Origin of the sequence: Mesorhizobium waimense (assembly GCF_003601975.1) — a bacterium.
GTDB lineage: Bacteria > Pseudomonadota > Alphaproteobacteria > Rhizobiales > Rhizobiaceae > Mesorhizobium > Mesorhizobium waimense.
Genome location: NZ_QZWZ01000018.1, coordinates 1 through 16,231, shown reverse-complemented (window position 1 = coordinate 16,231; position 16,231 = coordinate 1). Strand labels below are relative to the sequence as shown.

Genomic DNA, 16,231 nt, shown 5'->3' with positions numbered 1-16,231 from the left:
CGTGCAAATAGGATGGCAGTTGGCAATGGCAGCGGGCACCCGGCGGCAAGCACCCTGATACGCTGGCTGGGCTTTGCGCACGTGGGTGTGGGGGTGACGCTGCGGCACGTGGCCTTGTAGACGCCGGCCGCTTCGAAAACTCTTGTCCTCGGAATTTTCGGCTGCACTCGAGAAGACGATCGAGCAGCTGTCGGGTCCAATCGGTCACGGGGGAGCGTGAGAGACGCCAGCGAACTTCGTTCCTGCGGAGCGGGGAGATCGCGTCCGGTGCGCCTGGCGTCGTTTCCCTGCGACGGTGGCCGAGGTCGAACCGGTCTGCAGGACAATCTTCGAGCCAATTTGGGTGGCGGCCTTAAGAGCAACAGGCGCAGCCCAGGATCTCCGCCGCCCGGCATACCTTGGCTGCGATTTCATCCTTGGCAACACGGTTGAGACGCAGCGAAAACCCCATGTTTTCAGCGACCGTCATATGGAGATATGAGCGCATAGTTCTGGAACACCATCGCTATCGCCGTTCCCCACACCCACCGAGCTACCAGTTCCGGCTTCGTCTTCGGACGAGCGCTTTGCAGCGATAGTCGCCACAAACCATGCCAATCGACGCCAACTGCTGCTGATGCAGATCACGATCCCTGGCAAGTCCATACGGCGCTCCTCGCCGGGGGCCGTCGGTCCCGCGTCCCGCCGTTGGCGGCGCTATGCTGACATGGGGTAATTGCGGGCGATGCTAGATTCTTCGCCGTCAGTGATTCTCACGGAGGCCAACATGGACCAATTTGTTGGGTTAGACGTCTCGCAGGAGATGACCCACCTGTGCGTTGTCGGCAGCGACGGTAAGATTGCCTGGCAAGGAAAGTGCCTATCGACGCCAGAAGACATAGCCGGAAACATCAGATCCAAAGCACCAGATGTTGTACGCATCGGGCTCGAAAGCGGTCCCTTGTCCACCTGGCACTGGCACGCGTTGAAGGCTATGGGGCTGCCGGTGCTGTGCCTTGATTCCCGCCATGCGCAGGCGACCATGAGTGGCCAGGTCAACAAGACCGACAAGAATGATGCACATGGATTGGCCCAGATCGTCAAGGCGGGCTGGTATCGGGAGGTTGGGGTAAAGAGTCTCGACAGCCACGCTGTCCGCTCGATGCTCGGAGCGCGAGCTCAACTCGTCGGAATGCGGGTAGAGGTCACCAACCAGATCAGGGGCATCCTCAAAACGTTCGGCGTCGTTCTGTCAAGACGAACGGGCGAGCCGTTCGAACGGCTCGTGGATGAGGCGTGCGCCAACAGCGACCCCATGCTCAACCAAACCGTGCGGTCGATACTGTGCGTCCATTCCTGCCTGAAGGAGCAGATTCGGCTGCTTGACCGCCAACTAATGAGCCGTGCTCGAGGGAGTGCTGTGTGCCGGCAGCTTATGGCCATTCCTGGCGTGGGCGTACTCACAGCCCTTGCGTTCGTGACAGCGGTCGATGATCCGTCCAAGTTTGCGAAATCCAGAAGCGTTGGCGCGTACTTCGGCCTGACACCGCGATGTTACCAGTCGGGTGAAATCGATCGCAACAGGGGCATCTCCAAATGCGGAGACGGTCTTGTCCGTACCTATTTATTTGAGGCCGCCGGCACGCTCCTGACGAGGGTCGAGAAGTGGTCGGCGCTCAAAGCCTGGGGCCTCCGGATCGCCAAGCGGAGCGGCTTGAAGAAGGCAAAGATCGCCGTCGCACGAAAGCTAGCAGTAGTCATGCATCGCATGTGGGTGGATGGCGTATCCTTCCGATGGTCGGCCGCTGGAGCGGAGGCAGCCGCATGAACATGGAGGTGAACCCGAAGAAATCCGTCGCTCGACGGTAATCTTGTCCCTTGCCGGGACGAGCAGCGGCAAACCCGTCAGGAGCTATGCAGCCCTTCCTTCGGAATGGACTGCGTTGCTGACATTGGGAGCCGCAGCGTCCGATGCCATGCTGTGGCGAGCACTGTTTCGACCACGAAGAGAACGCTGAAACCGGCAGGAGGCAGGTCATTCGTCCAAGGCCGCGCGGTTGAGGACGGCAAAGAGAGCGACCGATCATTTCGAACTGGAATCCTACGGCCTAGCCTTCGCGGAAGGTCAGCGTATCCGCCTGCATCTCGATAAGGTCGTGCGGTTGTAGACCGGTCCCGCAAGGCGCATAGTCGCGCCATGAAGCTGCCAGTGAAGGCCGATCTCGCAAACGACAACGGCAACCCAGAAGATGACCTAGCAGCCGCGACCACTGCGCTGCACAAGGCTGTGGCAGGTCTGGACGCGCCGGCTGAATTGCTGGCCGCGATCCTCGTGGCGCCGAAACCAGCCAAGCCGACAATTTCAAACTGAGACACTTCTACCCAATACCGGACATCGGATAGGTTAGAAAACGGTTGACCCGAGGCCCGCAATTAGAGAACGCTCCTTCGGCTACCCTCTTAACCGGTCTCGTCGTTGCAGTCGGTCCCGCGTCGCGCCTGCGGCGCCGAATGGGCTGACGCTCCTACGGCTGCTTCTTTCTTCAGAGGGAAGCCGGGGCACTGCCCTTCTTCGCAGAAGCTATCCCGATACGGCTGAGGCTTGCTCGCGACAAAGGCAACGTTCGCACGAGGGGAGAGATGGTCTTGGCCATCTCTCCCCCGCGAATGCCGCCTGCGACAGAGCGGGGCCGCCCGCTCGCAGGGCGGCGCTGACTAGTCATCCGCCGAACTGATCCGATCCGCCCCGCTCGACGCGCAGCCCAGCTCCGCTCGCCGGCATTCGCCCCCCTCTCTGCCGCGCGCTCACGCGCCCCCGGAAGGCATGCCGAGGGGCATGCCTTCGGCATGTAATGGAAAGGACCAGAACCATGACGATCAGTATAAAGAGCGCGGAAAGCACGATGGCGGGCGAGTGCGGCACGGAGGTTTTCATTCCGCTGAACAAATTGAAGAAGTCGCCTCGCAACGCACGCAAGACGCCGCATAGCGAGGCGATCATCGAAGCCTATGCGGCCAGCATCGCCGCCAAGAGCATCCTGCAAAACCTTGTGGTCGAGCCGGAGCTCGACGGCGAGGGCGCGGAAACTGGCTTCTATCTCGTCACCATCGGCGAAGGCCGCAGGCTGGCGCAGCTTCTGCGCGTGAAGCGCAAGGAGATCAAGAAGACCGAACCGATCCGCTGCGTCATCGACATCAAGAACGATCCGCATGAGATCAGCCTGGACGAGAATGTCACGCGCGAAAACATGTCGCCTGCTGATCAGTTCGAGGCGTTCCGGCGTCTCAGCGAGGAACGTGGTTGGGGCGCGGAGGAAATCGCCGCCCGCTTTGGTATCACCGCCCATGTCGTGCGGCAGCGCCTACGGCTTGGAGCAGTGTGCCCCAAGCTCATTCAGGTCTATCGAGACGGTGATCTGACGCTGGACCAACTGATGGCTTTTGCCATCACCGACGATCACACCCGGCAGGAACAGGTTTTCGACAGCCTCACCTACAACCGCGAGCCCTACATTATCCGTCGCGAGTTGACGCGAACCCACGTCGCGGCTGGCGATCGTCGTGCCGTCTTCATCGGCGCGGAAGCCTATATCGAGGCAGGCGGCATGATCATCCGCGATCTGTTCACCGATGATCGTGGCGGCTTCTATGACGATGCGTCTTTGCTCGACCGCATGGTCATCGAGAAGCTACAAGGTATCGCCGAAACCGTCGGGCAAGCCGAGGGCTGGAAATGGGCCGATGTCCACATCGACTATCCGCATACGCACGGCCTGCGCCGTGCCTATCCGCAGCCGGTGGCTCTGTCGGAGCAAGACGAAGCCGCCTATCAAGCGGCGTTCGACACGTTCAACCAACTGACGGAGGAGTGGAAGAGCGCCGAGGAACTGCCTGACGATGTCGACCAGCGCTTTGGTGAGCTTGAAGCCGAGATCGAGCGCATCGACGCCATGCGTCACGCCTTCGCCCCGGATGTCATCGCTCACGGCGGCGTTTTCGTCATGCTTTCCCATGACGGGACGGCTCGCATCGAACGTGGCTTCATCCGCGCCGAAGACGAAGTGCCGGAACCGGAGGCAGATGATGAAGGTCACACCATCAACAGTGATGGCGAGATCATCGAGACGGATGTCGGGTCGGACCCCGATGGCGGAAGCGACGAGGATGCCGAGGATGACGGCAAGCCACTTTCCGACCTACTCGTCCGCGACCTGACCGCCCACCGGACACTCGGCTTGCGCCTTGCGCTCGGCGAACAGCCAGAAATTGCCCTTGTCGCTGTCACGCATACGCTCGCCGCGCAGGCGTTCTATCAGGGCATGGAAGCCCATTGTTTGGAAATCCGGCCGACGAGCACGTATCTCGGCGGCCACGCCGATGGCATCGAAGACACGGCAGCGGCCAAGGCGCTGGCGGATCGGCATGCCGGATGGGCAGCGGACATGCCGGCCAATGCGACGGACCTGTGGGGCTTCATCGCCGCGCTTGATCCTGCCAGCATCATGGCGCTGTTCGCGCATTGCGCTTCGCTCACCGTCAACGCCGTCGAGCAGCCGTGGGAGCGCAAGCCCCGCGCCCACGAGACAGCGGACAAACTGGCGACAGCGCTTGGGCTCGACATGACGGCACACTGGACACCGACTGTGCGCACCTATCTCGGTCGGATCACCAAGGCGCATATCCTCGCCGCTGTCGGCGAGGCTGCCAGCAGTGAAGCAGCGGAAAGGCTTGTGGGCTTGAAGAAGCAGCCAATGGCCGAAGCCGCCGAGCAGTTGCTGGCCGGGACCGGCTGGTTGCCCGCGCTGCTACGGACCATGCAGCCTGCGACAATTGCCGATCCGCCTCTTGTCGAAGCCGGCGAGACCATAGCGGATGAGCCTTCCGCAGCGGATCGAGTATCCTTGGACGATGCCCGTGCGGCCTCTTCCGAGGGCGACGGTGCGAGCGAGGCGGGTCAGGGCTTCGACGTCGCCGCCGAATGAAGGCAGAAACCGGAGCCGCGAAGGCGGCTCCGGTCACCGTTAGAATTTTCCGGCCACGCTGTTCCGCGTGGCCGGGGACCTCGACCCGCACGACATGTCGAACAGAGCAAGGTGGCGGCCTCCTCTCATGGTGATGCCTCGTCCACCACATGCCTGTTTTCCGCTTGAGGCGAATGGCACGACAGTGCATCGGGTTCAGCTTGACGCGTATTCGCCCTGTTGCTGATTTCGAGCGTGCGCGCGTGCGTCATCCGTATGAGCTCTTTGGGTCGTTGAGTGGCTTGATGTGTGACCGTCTGACCCTCAGGGATGTGTCTGCCATCCAAGCGACGACTGACGAAGGAACCGCCAGAGCGAATGTCCTGCCTTGGTTTCCATTCTCCAACGGCGGCGGCAATCGCCGTCTTGCCAGCAATCCTGAGCTAGATTTCAGATCGGCCCAGGAGCGTGCGCGGTCCAGATGAGAAGCGCGACCCCATGGCCATCGCGGCGGTTCCTCCTCATATGGCGGCAGGCCACGCCCACTGCGTCCTCGAATGGATTGGGTCTGACCGAAGACCGGCTTCGCCTCGATCGTCTTCCTGCAACGTCCAGCGCTGGCTTTTTTCCGCCGCAGGCCAAAAGGCCGGCTTTGCATCGCGAAACAAAAAAGCGATCGCTGGCCGCCTTCCACTTCGTTCCAGCCCAAAACCACCCCATTGCACAAGCGCAACGGGGACCCCGGTGGGTGCAGGCCGATCGTCTCCGGTCTCAAGACCTCCATCGAGGTCGCGATGGGCGCGGCCCGGTCAAACGGAAGGAACCACCACAATGGCTACGATCGGCATGTTCACCAGCACCGCCAAGGGCTTCAAGGGCTCGGTCAAGACCCTCAACCTCAACGTCAAGGCGGTCGATTTCGTCCCCGCCGAAGGCGACAACGAAAAGGGGCCGGACTACCGCATCTTCGCCGGCGCCACCGATTATGCGCAGCGCGGGATTATGCGGAGTGCCGGCCTATGAAGGCTTGTTTTTTCGCCAGTTTCGGCGGGTTCTGCTCCGCATAATCCCAGATTGAACAGCTGCCGGTTATGTGCCGCGCGTCTTAAGCCCGAGGTGGTTTTGGGCTATGTTTGGGCAATAAGATGAACGTAGAGACGCAGGCGGAAGCTTGGCTGACGAAGTTTCTGATGAAATCGCGCACATCCGGCGACGGTTGGTTGCTCTGGATGCGGAGCGGCTGGCGCTTGCGCGCGAACTGGAAACACTTGAGCAGAAGCTGATATCCGACAGCCATGCTGCCGAGCGCACAGCCTTTGCCGATGCGCTTGTCACCAATAACTCGTCATCGGCAGAGAAAATTGAGTTGTTCCGCCGTCTGTTTGCTGGGCGTCCCGATGTCTTTCCGGTTCGATGGGAAAACAGGAAGACGGGAAGTTCCGGATATTCGCCGGCATGCTCGAACGAGTGGGCGAAGGGGATTTGCGGCAAGCCGAAGGTGAAATGCGGGGAATGCCCGCATCAGGCATTCGTCCCGCCATCGGAGGACATCATCGAAAAGCATCTGCGCGGCGGCGATGCCCGCTCGGCTGACTTTGTCGCCGGGGTATATCCATTGCTGCAGGACGAGACATGCTGGTTCCTTGCCGCCGACTTCGACAAGGACAGCTGGGCGGATGACGCCAGGGCCTTGCTCGGCACCTGTCATGCGAAAGGAATCGCCGCCGCCCTGGAGCGGTCGAGGTCGGGGAATGGCGGCCATGTCTGGATATTCTTCTCGGAGCCTGTTCCGGCAAGGACCGCCAGGCAGATGGGCTCTGCCCTGATCACGGAGACGATGGAAAAGCGCCCCGAGATCGGCTTCAAATCCTATGATCGCTTCTTTCCCAATCAGGACACGATGCCTCTTGGGGGCTTTGGCAATCTGATTGCACTGCCGTTGCAGAGAAAGGCACGGGAGAGCGGCAACAGCATTTTTGTCGACAAGGATTTGCGACCTTACGACGACCAATGGGCGTATCTGTCGTCCCTGCCCAGATTGTCGGCTGACATGGCCTTCAGGATCGCTGACGAGGCAGAGCAGTCAGGTCGGGTTTTGGGTGTCCGCATGCCGGTGGACGACGAACATGCCGACGAGCCGTGGAAGATGTCGCCGTCGCGCCGCAGTGCGCCACGGCGTATTGAGGCCGCGATACCGCACAGCATCAGGGTCGTGATCGCCGATCAGATTTACATCGACAGGACAGAACTTCCGACGGCCCTGATTGCGCAGCTTATTCGTCTGGCGGCTTTCCAGAATCCGGAGTTCTATCGCGCCCAGGCAATGCGGCTGCCGACATTCGGCAAGCCTCGGATCGTCTCGTGCGCCGAGCTATATGCGCAGCATGTCGCTCTACCTCAGGGTTGCCTTGAGGAAGCAATCGACCTCATCAAAAGCTATGGCGCAGTTGCCGATCTGGAAGATCTGCGCGAAATCGGCACGGCACTTCCCGCAGATGTATCCTTCCAGGGCGAATTACGACGGCCGCAGTTGGCGGCGTTCGATGCTCTCGCCGCGCATGAGAACGGCGTGCTTGCCGCGACGACCGCCTTTGGCAAGACGGTCGTCGCGGCGGCGCTCGTTGCGCACCGTGCTCGAAACACGCTCATTCTGGTCCACCGACGAGAGCTGCTCAATCAATGGGTGGAACGTCTACGAACCTTTTTGCAGATAGATCCAAAGCAGATCGGCGCTATTGGCGGCGGGAAAAGAACGCCGACGGGTGTCATCGATGTTGCGCTCATCCAGAGCCTGGTGCGCAAGGGTGAAGTCGCGGACATGGTCGCCGATTACGGCCATCTGATCGTCGATGAATGTCATCATCTATCGGCAACAAGCTTCGAGCTTGTCGCCCGGCGGTCAAAGGCACGATACGTCGTCGGCTTGTCGGCGACCGTTGCCCGGAAAGACGGACACCATCCGATCATCTTCATGCAATGCGGCCCAGTTCGCCATAGGGTCGATGCACGGGTTCAAGCCGCCGAACGTGGTATCCGCCACCGCGCGCGCGATCGCTCGACGCAGTTTGAACTCCCGACATCGCTGGCCTCCGCCGAACGGCCGTCGATGCCTGCAATCTATGCAGCGCTGGCGCATGACGATGGTCGGAATGATCTGATCTTCGATGATGTACTGAAATCGCTTGAAGCCAGGCGTTCGCCCATCGTTCTGACGGAGCGGAAAGACCACCTCGATTATCTTCAGAAGAGGTTCTCGCCATTTGTGAGAAATCTCGTGGTCCTGCGCGGCGGCATGTCGGCGAAGGACCGCAAGACAGCCAACACAGCATTGAATGTCTCCGATGATCAGGAGCGCCTGATACTCGCGACAGGCCGCTATATCGGCGAAGGCTTCGATGATGCTCGTCTCGACACGCTGTTCCTGACGATGCCGATCGCCTGGAAGGGAACCCTGGCGCAGTATGTCGGCCGGCTGCATCGGGAGCATGACGGAAAGAGGGATGTTCTGGTCGTGGACTATGTCGATCAGACGGTTCCGGTTCTCGCCCGGATGGCTGGGAAGCGACGAGCGGGTTATCGCGCGCTGGGCTACGTGATCGAGTAGCGGCGCCCCGTTGTGACCGGGGCGCCGCGGTGTCGATCAGCGCGACCAGATCAGGGCATATTTGCCATCGTCGCCTTCGAAGAGGTTGGCGTAGATGGGTGCGCTGAAGGAGGGATCGTCGAGCTTGACCGAGTGGTAGATCCGATCCTCCTTGGAGGTCCGGCGCCAGGCGGCACCGATCTCGACGCCGGAGACGATCACCCGCAGGTCGGGCGCCTTGTCGCTGGTGGCGGCGGGATCGCTGGGGACGAGGCGTGCCTTGGCGTCGATGGCGAGGGTCTTGATGGTGCCGGTGTAGGTGCCGTCGTTGCTGAGGGTGAACGAACCGATCTGGGACATGGTGGAACTCCTGTGCTGTGTTCAAGCCCGCGACCATCGCGGCCTTGTGGCGATCTGGAGCCCCGGGACGGCCAACCCGCACCGTCAGGCCGCAGCGCATGCGAAGGACGGCGCGTGGCGATCTTGTTGTTGCGCGAGGAGCGGCGACAGCCGCGGGGAAGAAGATCGCCACGCGCTGTTGCGGGGAAGAGGCCGGGTCGCAGACCGCATCGCGGGGCAGATCCGCCCAGAACAAGGCCCGTCGGTCGCAGGGCATCACGGCACCCGGCAGAACCTCCCAGATCCGGTGGGCGTTCTCACGCCGCATGACAGCACCAGGTACAATCGCTCACGTTCCGAATGACAGCGACCTCGGATCATAGTCCCGCCTCCACATGCAAAAGGAGGCGACATGCCGACAGGTGTTTATGTTCGTAAGAACGCGGTCGAGGACCGCTTGAAGGCGGGGATGGCTGCGGAACACGCGGCGGACTTTGCGCAATGGCTTCGTGAGCGACGGTATACGCCACGCACCGTCATTGAGAAGATGCGGCTGCTTGCGAGCTGGACGCGCTGGGCGCGCGCGGAGAATTACACGTTTGCCGCGGTCCGTGAGGCGTATGGGGCATCGTTCGCCTTGATCGCAGCGGGACAGTGCCCGCGCTTCCGAGGCGACGTCAACCAGGACGCGGTCGAGACCGCCAAGCTGTTCATCGCCTATCTCGAGGATCGCGGCGTGTTGGCGCGCCTGCCGGCCAAACCGGTTGCGCCCCTGGTGGCCGAGTTTGCGGCTTGGGCCCGCGAGCAGCGCGGTCTGGCCGAAACGACGCTGGCCACGTATCTTGGGACAATCCTGCCCTTCGTCGATGCGCTGGGGGAGACGCCGAGCGCCTACGACGCGGTGACGATCCGGGCGCACATGACCGAACGCGCGAAAGCGGTATCGATCGCTCGGATGAAGGGGATATCGGTTGGCATCCGCGCGTTCCTGCGCTTCCTGATCGCGACAGGACGATGCCGGCCTGGGCTCGACCACGCCATGCCCAATGTTGCTGGCTGGCGGCTGGCCTCGATCCCGCGCTTTCTGCCCGATGCCGATATCACGCGGATCATCGGAGCGTGCGAGGGAGAGCGTCGCCTACGCGACCGGGCTATCATCCTGATGCTGGTCCGGCTCGGACTTCGGGCGAGCGAGGTCGCACGGCTCAGCTTCGGCGATATCGACTGGCGGCAGGGCAGCATCCGCCTGTTCGGCAAAGGCCGGCGCGAAGAACTGCTGCCGCTCACCCAAGAGATCGGCGACGCGCTGCTTGCCTATATCGACCGCAGCCGACCGACGATGGCCGTGCCATCCCTGTTCATTACCGAATATGCGCCGCTGCGACCGATCGACCGCATCACGGTCAAATGCCTGGTCAAGCGCGCGCTGAAACGCGGGGGTGTCGAGAGCCACTATAAAGGCGCGCATATCCTGCGGCACTCGGCGGCCACGGCGATGCTCCGCCACGGCGTCAGCCTGACCAATGTGGGCACGGTGCTGCGCCATCGGTCGCCGGAGATGACCGCGCATTATGCCAAGGTCGATATCGCGCTTCTGGCGGCTATCGCGCAGCCCTGGCCGGGGAGGTCGCCATGCTGACCGATGATGCCGATCGCTACATCGACCTGCGCCGCTCGCTCGGCTTTAAGCTCGCAAAGACGGCCCGACACCTCACCGCGTTCACGCGCTATGCGGTCGACTGGGGCGATACCCATGTTCGCCGCGAGACCGCGATCACCTGGACGGCGGCCGTCTCGTCGACCCCGCGCAGTCACCAGCGGCGGCTTGGTGAGATCGCGCTCTTCGCCCGCTTCCTACACGCCGAGGATCGCGCGCACGAGGTGCCGCACCATCATCCAAACCACAGTGCTGCAACACGTCCCGCGCCTTATATCTACACATCCGAGGAACTGGTGCGCATGCTCGACGCCGCGGGTAATCTGCGGCGCCAGAAGCCCAGCCCGCTCAGGCGCCACATCTATGTGATGCTGATCGGGCTGCTGGCGTCGACGGGCCTGCGGATATCGGAGGCTCTGAACCTGAGGTTGGACGATCTGCTGCCCGACGGCATGCTGCACCTCCGCCAGACCAAGTTCAACAAGAGCCGGATCGTGCCGATGCATGCCAGCGTGGTCGAGGCGATGCGGGCCTATCTTGAGGTCCGCCGGCGGTTCGCCGGGACGGACGACCATGTGTTCCTCTCGGTGGATGCCAAACAGATGCCGCTTCGGACTGTCGAGAGTACTTTCCATGTGATCCTGCACCAGGCTGGCGTCGGTCAAGATCGGTCACGGCGCCCACGTATCCATGATCTGCGCCACACCTTCGCGACTCGCGTGCTGGAGCAATGCGCGATGCGCCGGGATGATGTTGCGCGGGACTTCGTCGCGCTCTCCACCTATCTCGGCCACGCGAGCATCCGGCATACCTACTGGTATCTGGAAGCCACGCCTAACCTCATGGGCGATATCGCCGCCGCCGCCGAGGCGTTGATCGACGGGAGGCGTCCATGACGCCGATCGCTCCGCTCATCACCCGCTTCATGCGCGAGCACATGCCGCAGCAGCGCGGCTACAGTCCGCACTCCTGCGAGGCCTATGCACACAGCTTCCGGCTGCTGTTCGCCTTCGCTGCCGGGCGCTTGCACACGCGCCCGTCTTTGCTCCAGCTCGAGCAGATAGACGCGGAGATGGTGCTCGCGTTCCTGCATCACATCGAACATGATCGCGGCAACGGCGCGGCGACCCGCAACCTGCGGCTCGCCGCGATCAAGGCGTTCATGCGCTACGTCGAGCTGCGGCACCCAAGCGCCCTGGAGCAGATCGCCCAAATCAACGCTATCCCCGGCAAGCGCCATGACCACAAGCTCATCCGTCACCTGACCACGGACGAGGTCCGCGCCGTGCTCGATGCGCCCGATACAACGACGCGCCTGGGGCTACGGGACCGGGCGATGCTGCACCTTTGCTTCGCCGGTGGCCTGCGCGTCTCCGAACTGGTCGGCCTCACCCTGGACAACGTGACGCTGCAACCCAGTCCGAGCATCCTGGTGTTCGGTAAGGGCCGGCGCGAACGCAGCCTTCCGCTCTGGAAAGAAACGGCCCGCGACGTACGAGCCTGGCTTGCGGTACGCGGAAAGCCACCGGCGACGGAGCTGTTCGTCAACGCTCAAGGGATGGCAATGACCCGCGCCGGCTTCGAGTATATCCTCGAAAAGCATGCAAAGGCGGCCGCGGCTCGATGCCCGAAGCTGATCGGCCGGTCGCTGTCGCCCCATCTTCTGCGGCACAGTTGTGCGGTTCTCATGCTGCAGGCCACGCGCGACATCCGCAAGGTCGCGCTATGGCTCGGCCACGCCGATATCCGCACGACCGAGGTGTACCTGCGGATGGATCCGTCCGAAAAGCTCGAGGCCGTCGAGGCGGTGTTGCCGCCGGAGCTTCGTCGCGGTCGGTTCAAAGCGCCCGACGCATTGATCGCGTCGCTGATGGCCGATGCGCATACCGTGCCGACGTGAGGCGGGATGGGCCGCATGAGCATCATGGCAATGCAAGCCTGACCGGATCTGAGAGGTTCTGCCGGGTGCCGTGATGCCCTGCGACCGACGGGCCTTGTTCTGGGCGGATCTGCCCCGCGATGCGGTCTGCGACCCGGCCTCTTCCCCGCAACAGCGCGTGGCGATCTTCTTCCCCGCGGCTGTCGCCGCTCCTCGCGCAACAACAAGATCGCCACGCGCCGTCCTTCGCATGCGCTGCGGCCTGACGGTGCGGGTTGGCCGTCCCGGGGCTCCAGATCGCCACAAGGCCGCGATGGTCGCGGGCTTGAACACAGCACAGGAGTTCCACCATGTCCCAGATCGGTTCGTTCACCCTCAGCAACGACGGCACCTACACCGGCACCATCAAGACCCTCGCCATCGACGCCAAGGCACGCCTCGTCCCCAGCGATCCCGCCGCCACCAGCGACAAGGCGCCCGACCTGCGGGTGATCGTCTCCGGCGTCGAGATCGGTGCCGCCTGGCGCCGGACCTCCAAGGAGGATCGGATCTACCACTCGGTCAAGCTCGACGATCCCTCCTTCAGCGCACCCATCTACGCCAACCTCTTCGAAGGCGACGATGGCAAATATGCCCTGATCTGGTCGCGCTGATCGACACCGCGGCGCCCCGGTCACAACGGGGCGCCGCGCACATCACCCCGGTATTATGTGGGGCGAAAAACCACAAAAGCCCCGGAATACTGGGGCCGCCGGCACACAACTCCGCATAATCCCGCGCTACGCATAATGCAGAGCGTTTTTAGCTTGGCGTCGCGACGATGACGCGGGTGGCAAGAGCGCGCTGCCGTGGATCGCGACGGTGAGCTAAAAACGTGTTGGACTAAGCCGCCGGCACGGTGGCCGGGCTATGGGCATTCAATGAGGCGCCACCGATGAAAGGCGATCGAACGTCGGTGTGGGCGCGGCAATTGCGGGCGTCGGGTGTGACGAAAGTCGCGCAGATTGCAGGATTGACAGGGTTGCGATTGGCACGGTGCCGGACCGGAAGAGGTTGCAGGGCCCGATGGCGCATGTTCCCGCCAAGCCCGGTCGGTTTGTACCCAAGCGGGTCGGTTGGATTCGGCGAGGAAGCAGGTTGGCCTCTTCTTTCATGACGTATCCTGGTCTGGCGGGCCTGTCGTGAGGCCGTCGAATGTTTCGATGACGATCATCTGGCCTTGATGACAGACCGGGCATGTCCTGAGGGAGTGCCCGGTGAGGTCCTCGTAGCGGTCGCGGTAGTCCTTTGCGGATGGGTCAATGGATGGCTCGGCAACCGGCATGCCGATGAGGGCGCGGCAGCGGGCGAGCTTTTGTGCCCGATGGCGATTGCCGAGGAAGCCGTAATAGCGGATGCGATGGAAGCCGTCGGGCAGAACGTGCAAGAGGAAGCGACGGATGAACTCGTCGGCCGAGACGGTCATGATCTTTTGCCGACCGTGGTGCCGGTAGTCCTTCCAGCGGAAACGAACCGTGCCGTCCTCGATGTCGACGAGGCGATTGTTGGCGATGGCCACACGGTGCGTGTAGCGGCCGACGTAATCGAGGACCGTTTCCGGTCCGGCGAAGGGCGGCTTGGCGTAGACCACCCATGCGGCCTTTCGCAGGGGAGCCAAATAGCGCAGGAAAGCGCTGCGCTCGTTGAGGGCTTTCAAGTCAGAGAAGAATTGCAGCTCGCCTGCCTCGAAGGCTTTCTCCAGATGTTGCAGATACAAGCGACGGAAGAGGCGTGAGAGAACGCGGACCGGCAGGAAGAAGCCCGGCCGGCAGGCGATCCATCGCTCGCCGTTGGCAGACAGGCCGCCGCCGGCGACGACGCAATGCAGGTGGGGATGAAAGACGAGGGTCTGGCCCCAGGTGTGCAGCACGGCGAAGAAGCCGATCTCGGCGCCCAGGTGTCTGGGATCGGCGGCGATGGTGCGCAGCGTCTCGGCGGCCGCACGGAAGAGAATGGCGTAGGCGGCTGCCTTGTTCTGATAGGCAATGGCCGCGATGGCCTCCGGCAGCGTGAAGACGACGTGGAAGTACTGTGTGTCGAGAAGCTCGGCGCGCCGGTCGTCGAGCCATTGCGCACGAGCGAGCGATTGGCACTTCACGCAGTGACGGTCGCGGCAGCTGTTGAACGCGATGCGCTGGTGGCCGCATTGGTCGCACGCTTCGACGTGCCCGCCGAGCGCCGCCGTTCGGCACAGTTCGATCGCCGTCATCACGCGCCGCTGAGCCGTGCTGAGCGACGCGCCATGCTGCGCGCGATAGGTCTCGCCGTAGCGGCGGAAGATATCCGCCACTTCCCACCCCGAGCGGGCCATCGGCGCGCCGCTCAGAAGTACTGCGGCTCGGCAGGCGGCGGCGGCGGGGGCACTGGACGCGGCAAGAGCTCGAACGGGCTGGACGTCGCACAGACCTTGTTGGTGGCAATCCGCAAGTAGTGGGCGGTGGTCGCGAGGCTGCGGTGACCAAGCAGCAGTTGAATGGTGCGCACGTCGGCGCCGGTCTCCAAGAGATGGACAGCGAAGGCGTGTCGCAGACTGTGGGGCGTGACCGGCTTGGACAATCCGGAGAGGTCTCGCGCCTTCGCGCAGGCATGCGCGACCGCATGCCTTGTGATCGGCTGGCCGGGACGATCGCCGGGGAAGAGCCACGCCTTTGGCCGCAGCACCTTCCAATAGCTGCGCAAGGTCGCAAGCAGCTTGGGCGACAGCATCACGTAGCGGTCTTTCTGGCCTTTGCCCTGCGCGACGCGAATGACCATTCTCTGGCTGTCGATGGCCGTGAGCGTCAGGTGGACTGCTTCCGAGATGCGCAAGCCAGCGGCGTAGCACGTTGTCAGGATCGCGTGATGCTTGATGTCGGCCACGCAGTCGAGGAAGCGCTGGACTTCCTCGGGACTGAGGACGACGGGCAGCGTCTGCGGCTTTTTGGGAAGCGGCAGAACGTCTTCAAACGCCCAATCCTTCTCGAGCGTCACCTTGTAGAGGAAGCGAAGCGCCGCAATGGCGATGTGGATCGAGCCGGGCGACAGCTGCTTCTCGTTGGTCAGATAGACCTGATAGGTCCGAATGTCCTCTCGCCCGAGCAAGTCCGGCGACCTGCCGAAGTGACGCGCAAACAGGGAGACCTGCTGCAGGTACGAGCGCTGGGTATTGAGCGCGAGATTCCGCACCTCCATGTCCTCGCTCATGCGTTGCCGAAGTTGGGTCATGACAAGCTCCTTTGTGTCCGATGGAATGGGCTGCAAGCAGCCACTCCATGCTGGCGCAGTCGGAGCTCCTTGTGCACGCATGACCCGCGCGACAGACGACGCCATCAAGATCTCACCGTTGGCACACAACCACCTTGCCGCTCCGCGATCGCGGAGCGGGTTAGTCCAATCGGTGTTATGCGCTGCACCGCATAACACCGAGTTCGGTGCGGCATGGAAGAAGACCTCGCGAGAGGGCCGCGACTACCACTCCGTCAAGCTCGACGACCCGAGCTTCCCCGCTCCGATCTATGCGAGCCTGGTCGAGACCGAAACGCAGGGCGAGTTCTCCCTCATCTGGTCCCGCCGCGCCGCCGAGTGAAATCGGCACCAAGCAGAACGAAGCCCCGTCCGGTGGACGGGGCTTCGCCATGTTCAGATCCGCCACCGCCCAAAACATAGTCAGTTCGATGCAGCAGGCTAGCACTACTTTGGCAGATTTTCAGGATTGAGGGATTTGCGGCAATGCGGGCAGCGGCTTGGCGGCGGCTGCGCGAGTGCGATGAGGATGGCCTGACGGACGGCGGGCAGGCTCGGTTGCGGGGGTGGAC

At 62.8% G+C, this 16,231-nt stretch carries 12 protein-coding genes and 2 pseudogenes; 10 read left to right on the top strand and 4 right to left on the bottom strand.

Going from position 1 to position 16,231, the window contains the following annotated elements; translation table 11 throughout:
• Window positions 1-370 precede the first annotated feature (370 nt).
• Window positions 371-509: pseudogene (locus D3227_RS42830) on the bottom strand (sugar ABC transporter ATP-binding protein); the annotation flags it as partial.
• A gap of 257 nt (window positions 510-766) precedes the next feature.
• Here D3227_RS42830 and D3227_RS22125 point away from each other — a divergent pair.
• The 5 genes and pseudogenes from D3227_RS22125 to D3227_RS22105 all read left to right on the top strand — a co-directional run bounded on the left by D3227_RS22125 (window position 767) and on the right by D3227_RS22105 (window position 8,544).
• Window positions 767-1,807 carry an IS110 family RNA-guided transposase gene (locus D3227_RS22125; protein ID WP_120016512.1) on the top strand — a complete coding sequence of 347 codons (1,041 nt, stop codon included), beginning with the start codon at window positions 767-769 and terminating at the stop codon, window positions 1,805-1,807.
• A gap of 369 nt (window positions 1,808-2,176) precedes the next feature.
• Window positions 2,177-2,350, top strand: a complete 174-nt coding sequence (locus D3227_RS41715) for a hypothetical protein (protein WP_167480798.1) — start codon at window positions 2,177-2,179, stop codon at window positions 2,348-2,350.
• Window positions 2,351-2,849: 499 nt separating this feature from the next.
• Complete coding sequence (locus D3227_RS22115; protein WP_120016421.1) at window positions 2,850-4,961, top strand: ParB/RepB/Spo0J family partition protein; 2,112 nt, start codon at window positions 2,850-2,852, stop codon at window positions 4,959-4,961.
• 810 nt (window positions 4,962-5,771) lie between these two features.
• A pseudogene (locus D3227_RS22110) lies at window positions 5,772-5,927 on the top strand (DUF736 family protein); the annotation flags it as partial.
• A gap of 184 nt (window positions 5,928-6,111) precedes the next feature.
• Window positions 6,112-8,544: a TOTE conflict system archaeo-eukaryotic primase domain-containing protein gene (locus D3227_RS22105; RefSeq protein ID WP_120016419.1), complete on the top strand. Its 2,433-nt coding sequence runs from the start codon at window positions 6,112-6,114 to the stop codon at window positions 8,542-8,544.
• Between the two features lie 36 nt (window positions 8,545-8,580).
• Here D3227_RS22105 and D3227_RS22100 read toward each other — a convergent pair whose 3' ends face one another.
• Entirely contained in the window at window positions 8,581-8,883 is a 303-nt protein-coding gene (locus D3227_RS22100) for a DUF736 domain-containing protein (protein ID WP_120016415.1), read from the bottom strand.
• A gap of 391 nt (window positions 8,884-9,274) precedes the next feature.
• On the opposite strand from D3227_RS22100, the gene D3227_RS22095 reads away from it, so the two are divergent.
• The 4 genes from D3227_RS22095 to D3227_RS22080 all read left to right on the top strand — a co-directional run bounded on the left by D3227_RS22095 (window position 9,275) and on the right by D3227_RS22080 (window position 13,051).
• The gene (locus D3227_RS22095) at window positions 9,275-10,501 is read left to right on the top strand and encodes a tyrosine-type recombinase/integrase (protein WP_120016418.1); all 1,227 of its coding nucleotides are present in this window, start codon (window positions 9,275-9,277) and stop codon (window positions 10,499-10,501) included.
• Window positions 10,495-11,415 (top strand): tyrosine-type recombinase/integrase, encoded by a 921-nt coding sequence (locus D3227_RS22090; RefSeq protein WP_167480797.1) that lies wholly within the window; start codon window positions 10,495-10,497, stop codon window positions 11,413-11,415. Before D3227_RS22095 ends, D3227_RS22090 begins: the two co-directional genes overlap by 7 nt.
• Window positions 11,412-12,419: a tyrosine-type recombinase/integrase gene (locus D3227_RS22085; protein WP_120016416.1), complete on the top strand. Its 1,008-nt coding sequence runs from the start codon at window positions 11,412-11,414 to the stop codon at window positions 12,417-12,419. The genes D3227_RS22090 and D3227_RS22085 overlap by 4 nt, the downstream gene beginning before the upstream one ends.
• A gap of 329 nt (window positions 12,420-12,748) precedes the next feature.
• Window positions 12,749-13,051 carry a DUF736 domain-containing protein gene (locus tag D3227_RS22080; protein ID WP_120016415.1) on the top strand — a complete coding sequence of 101 codons (303 nt, stop codon included), beginning with the start codon at window positions 12,749-12,751 and terminating at the stop codon, window positions 13,049-13,051.
• A 497-nt stretch (window positions 13,052-13,548) separates the two neighbouring features.
• Here the strand turns inward: D3227_RS22080 and D3227_RS22075 are convergent, their stop codons facing one another.
• Both D3227_RS22075 and D3227_RS22070 read right to left on the bottom strand, forming a co-directional pair.
• Window positions 13,549-14,748: an IS91 family transposase gene (locus D3227_RS22075; RefSeq protein ID WP_120016414.1), complete on the bottom strand. Its 1,200-nt coding sequence runs from the start codon at window positions 14,746-14,748 to the stop codon at window positions 13,549-13,551.
• Window positions 14,749-14,759: 11 nt separating this feature from the next.
• Window positions 14,760-15,641, bottom strand: coding sequence for a tyrosine-type recombinase/integrase (locus D3227_RS22070; RefSeq protein ID WP_120016413.1), 882 nt, complete (start codon window positions 15,639-15,641; stop codon window positions 14,760-14,762).
• Between the two features lie 79 nt (window positions 15,642-15,720).
• Here D3227_RS22070 and D3227_RS22065 point away from each other — a divergent pair, with 79 nt between their 5' ends.
• Entirely contained in the window at window positions 15,721-16,002 is a 282-nt protein-coding gene (locus tag D3227_RS22065) for a DUF736 domain-containing protein (RefSeq protein ID WP_120016412.1), read from the top strand.
• The last annotated feature ends 229 nt before the right edge of the window (window positions 16,003-16,231 follow it).

Coding starts and splice junctions, on each gene's coding strand:
- D3227_RS22125 (WP_120016512.1), top strand. CDS start 767: ATGGACCAATTTGTTGGGTTAGACGTCTCGCAGGAGATGACCCACCTG.
- D3227_RS41715 (WP_167480798.1), top strand. CDS start 2,177: ATGAAGCTGCCAGTGAAGGCCGATCTCGCAAACGACAACGGCAACCCA.
- D3227_RS22115 (WP_120016421.1), top strand. CDS start 2,850: ATGACGATCAGTATAAAGAGCGCGGAAAGCACGATGGCGGGCGAGTGC.
- D3227_RS22100 (WP_120016415.1), bottom strand. CDS start 8,883: ATGTCCCAGATCGGTTCGTTCACCCTCAGCAACGACGGCACCTACACC.
- D3227_RS22095 (WP_120016418.1), top strand. CDS start 9,275: ATGCCGACAGGTGTTTATGTTCGTAAGAACGCGGTCGAGGACCGCTTG.
- D3227_RS22090 (WP_167480797.1), top strand. CDS start 10,495: ATGCTGACCGATGATGCCGATCGCTACATCGACCTGCGCCGCTCGCTC.
- D3227_RS22085 (WP_120016416.1), top strand. CDS start 11,412: ATGACGCCGATCGCTCCGCTCATCACCCGCTTCATGCGCGAGCACATG.
- D3227_RS22080 (WP_120016415.1), top strand. CDS start 12,749: ATGTCCCAGATCGGTTCGTTCACCCTCAGCAACGACGGCACCTACACC.
- D3227_RS22075 (WP_120016414.1), bottom strand. CDS start 14,748: ATGGCCCGCTCGGGGTGGGAAGTGGCGGATATCTTCCGCCGCTACGGC.
- D3227_RS22070 (WP_120016413.1), bottom strand. CDS start 15,641: ATGACCCAACTTCGGCAACGCATGAGCGAGGACATGGAGGTGCGGAAT.
- D3227_RS22065 (WP_120016412.1), top strand. CDS start 15,721: ATGACCCGCGCGACAGACGACGCCATCAAGATCTCACCGTTGGCACAC.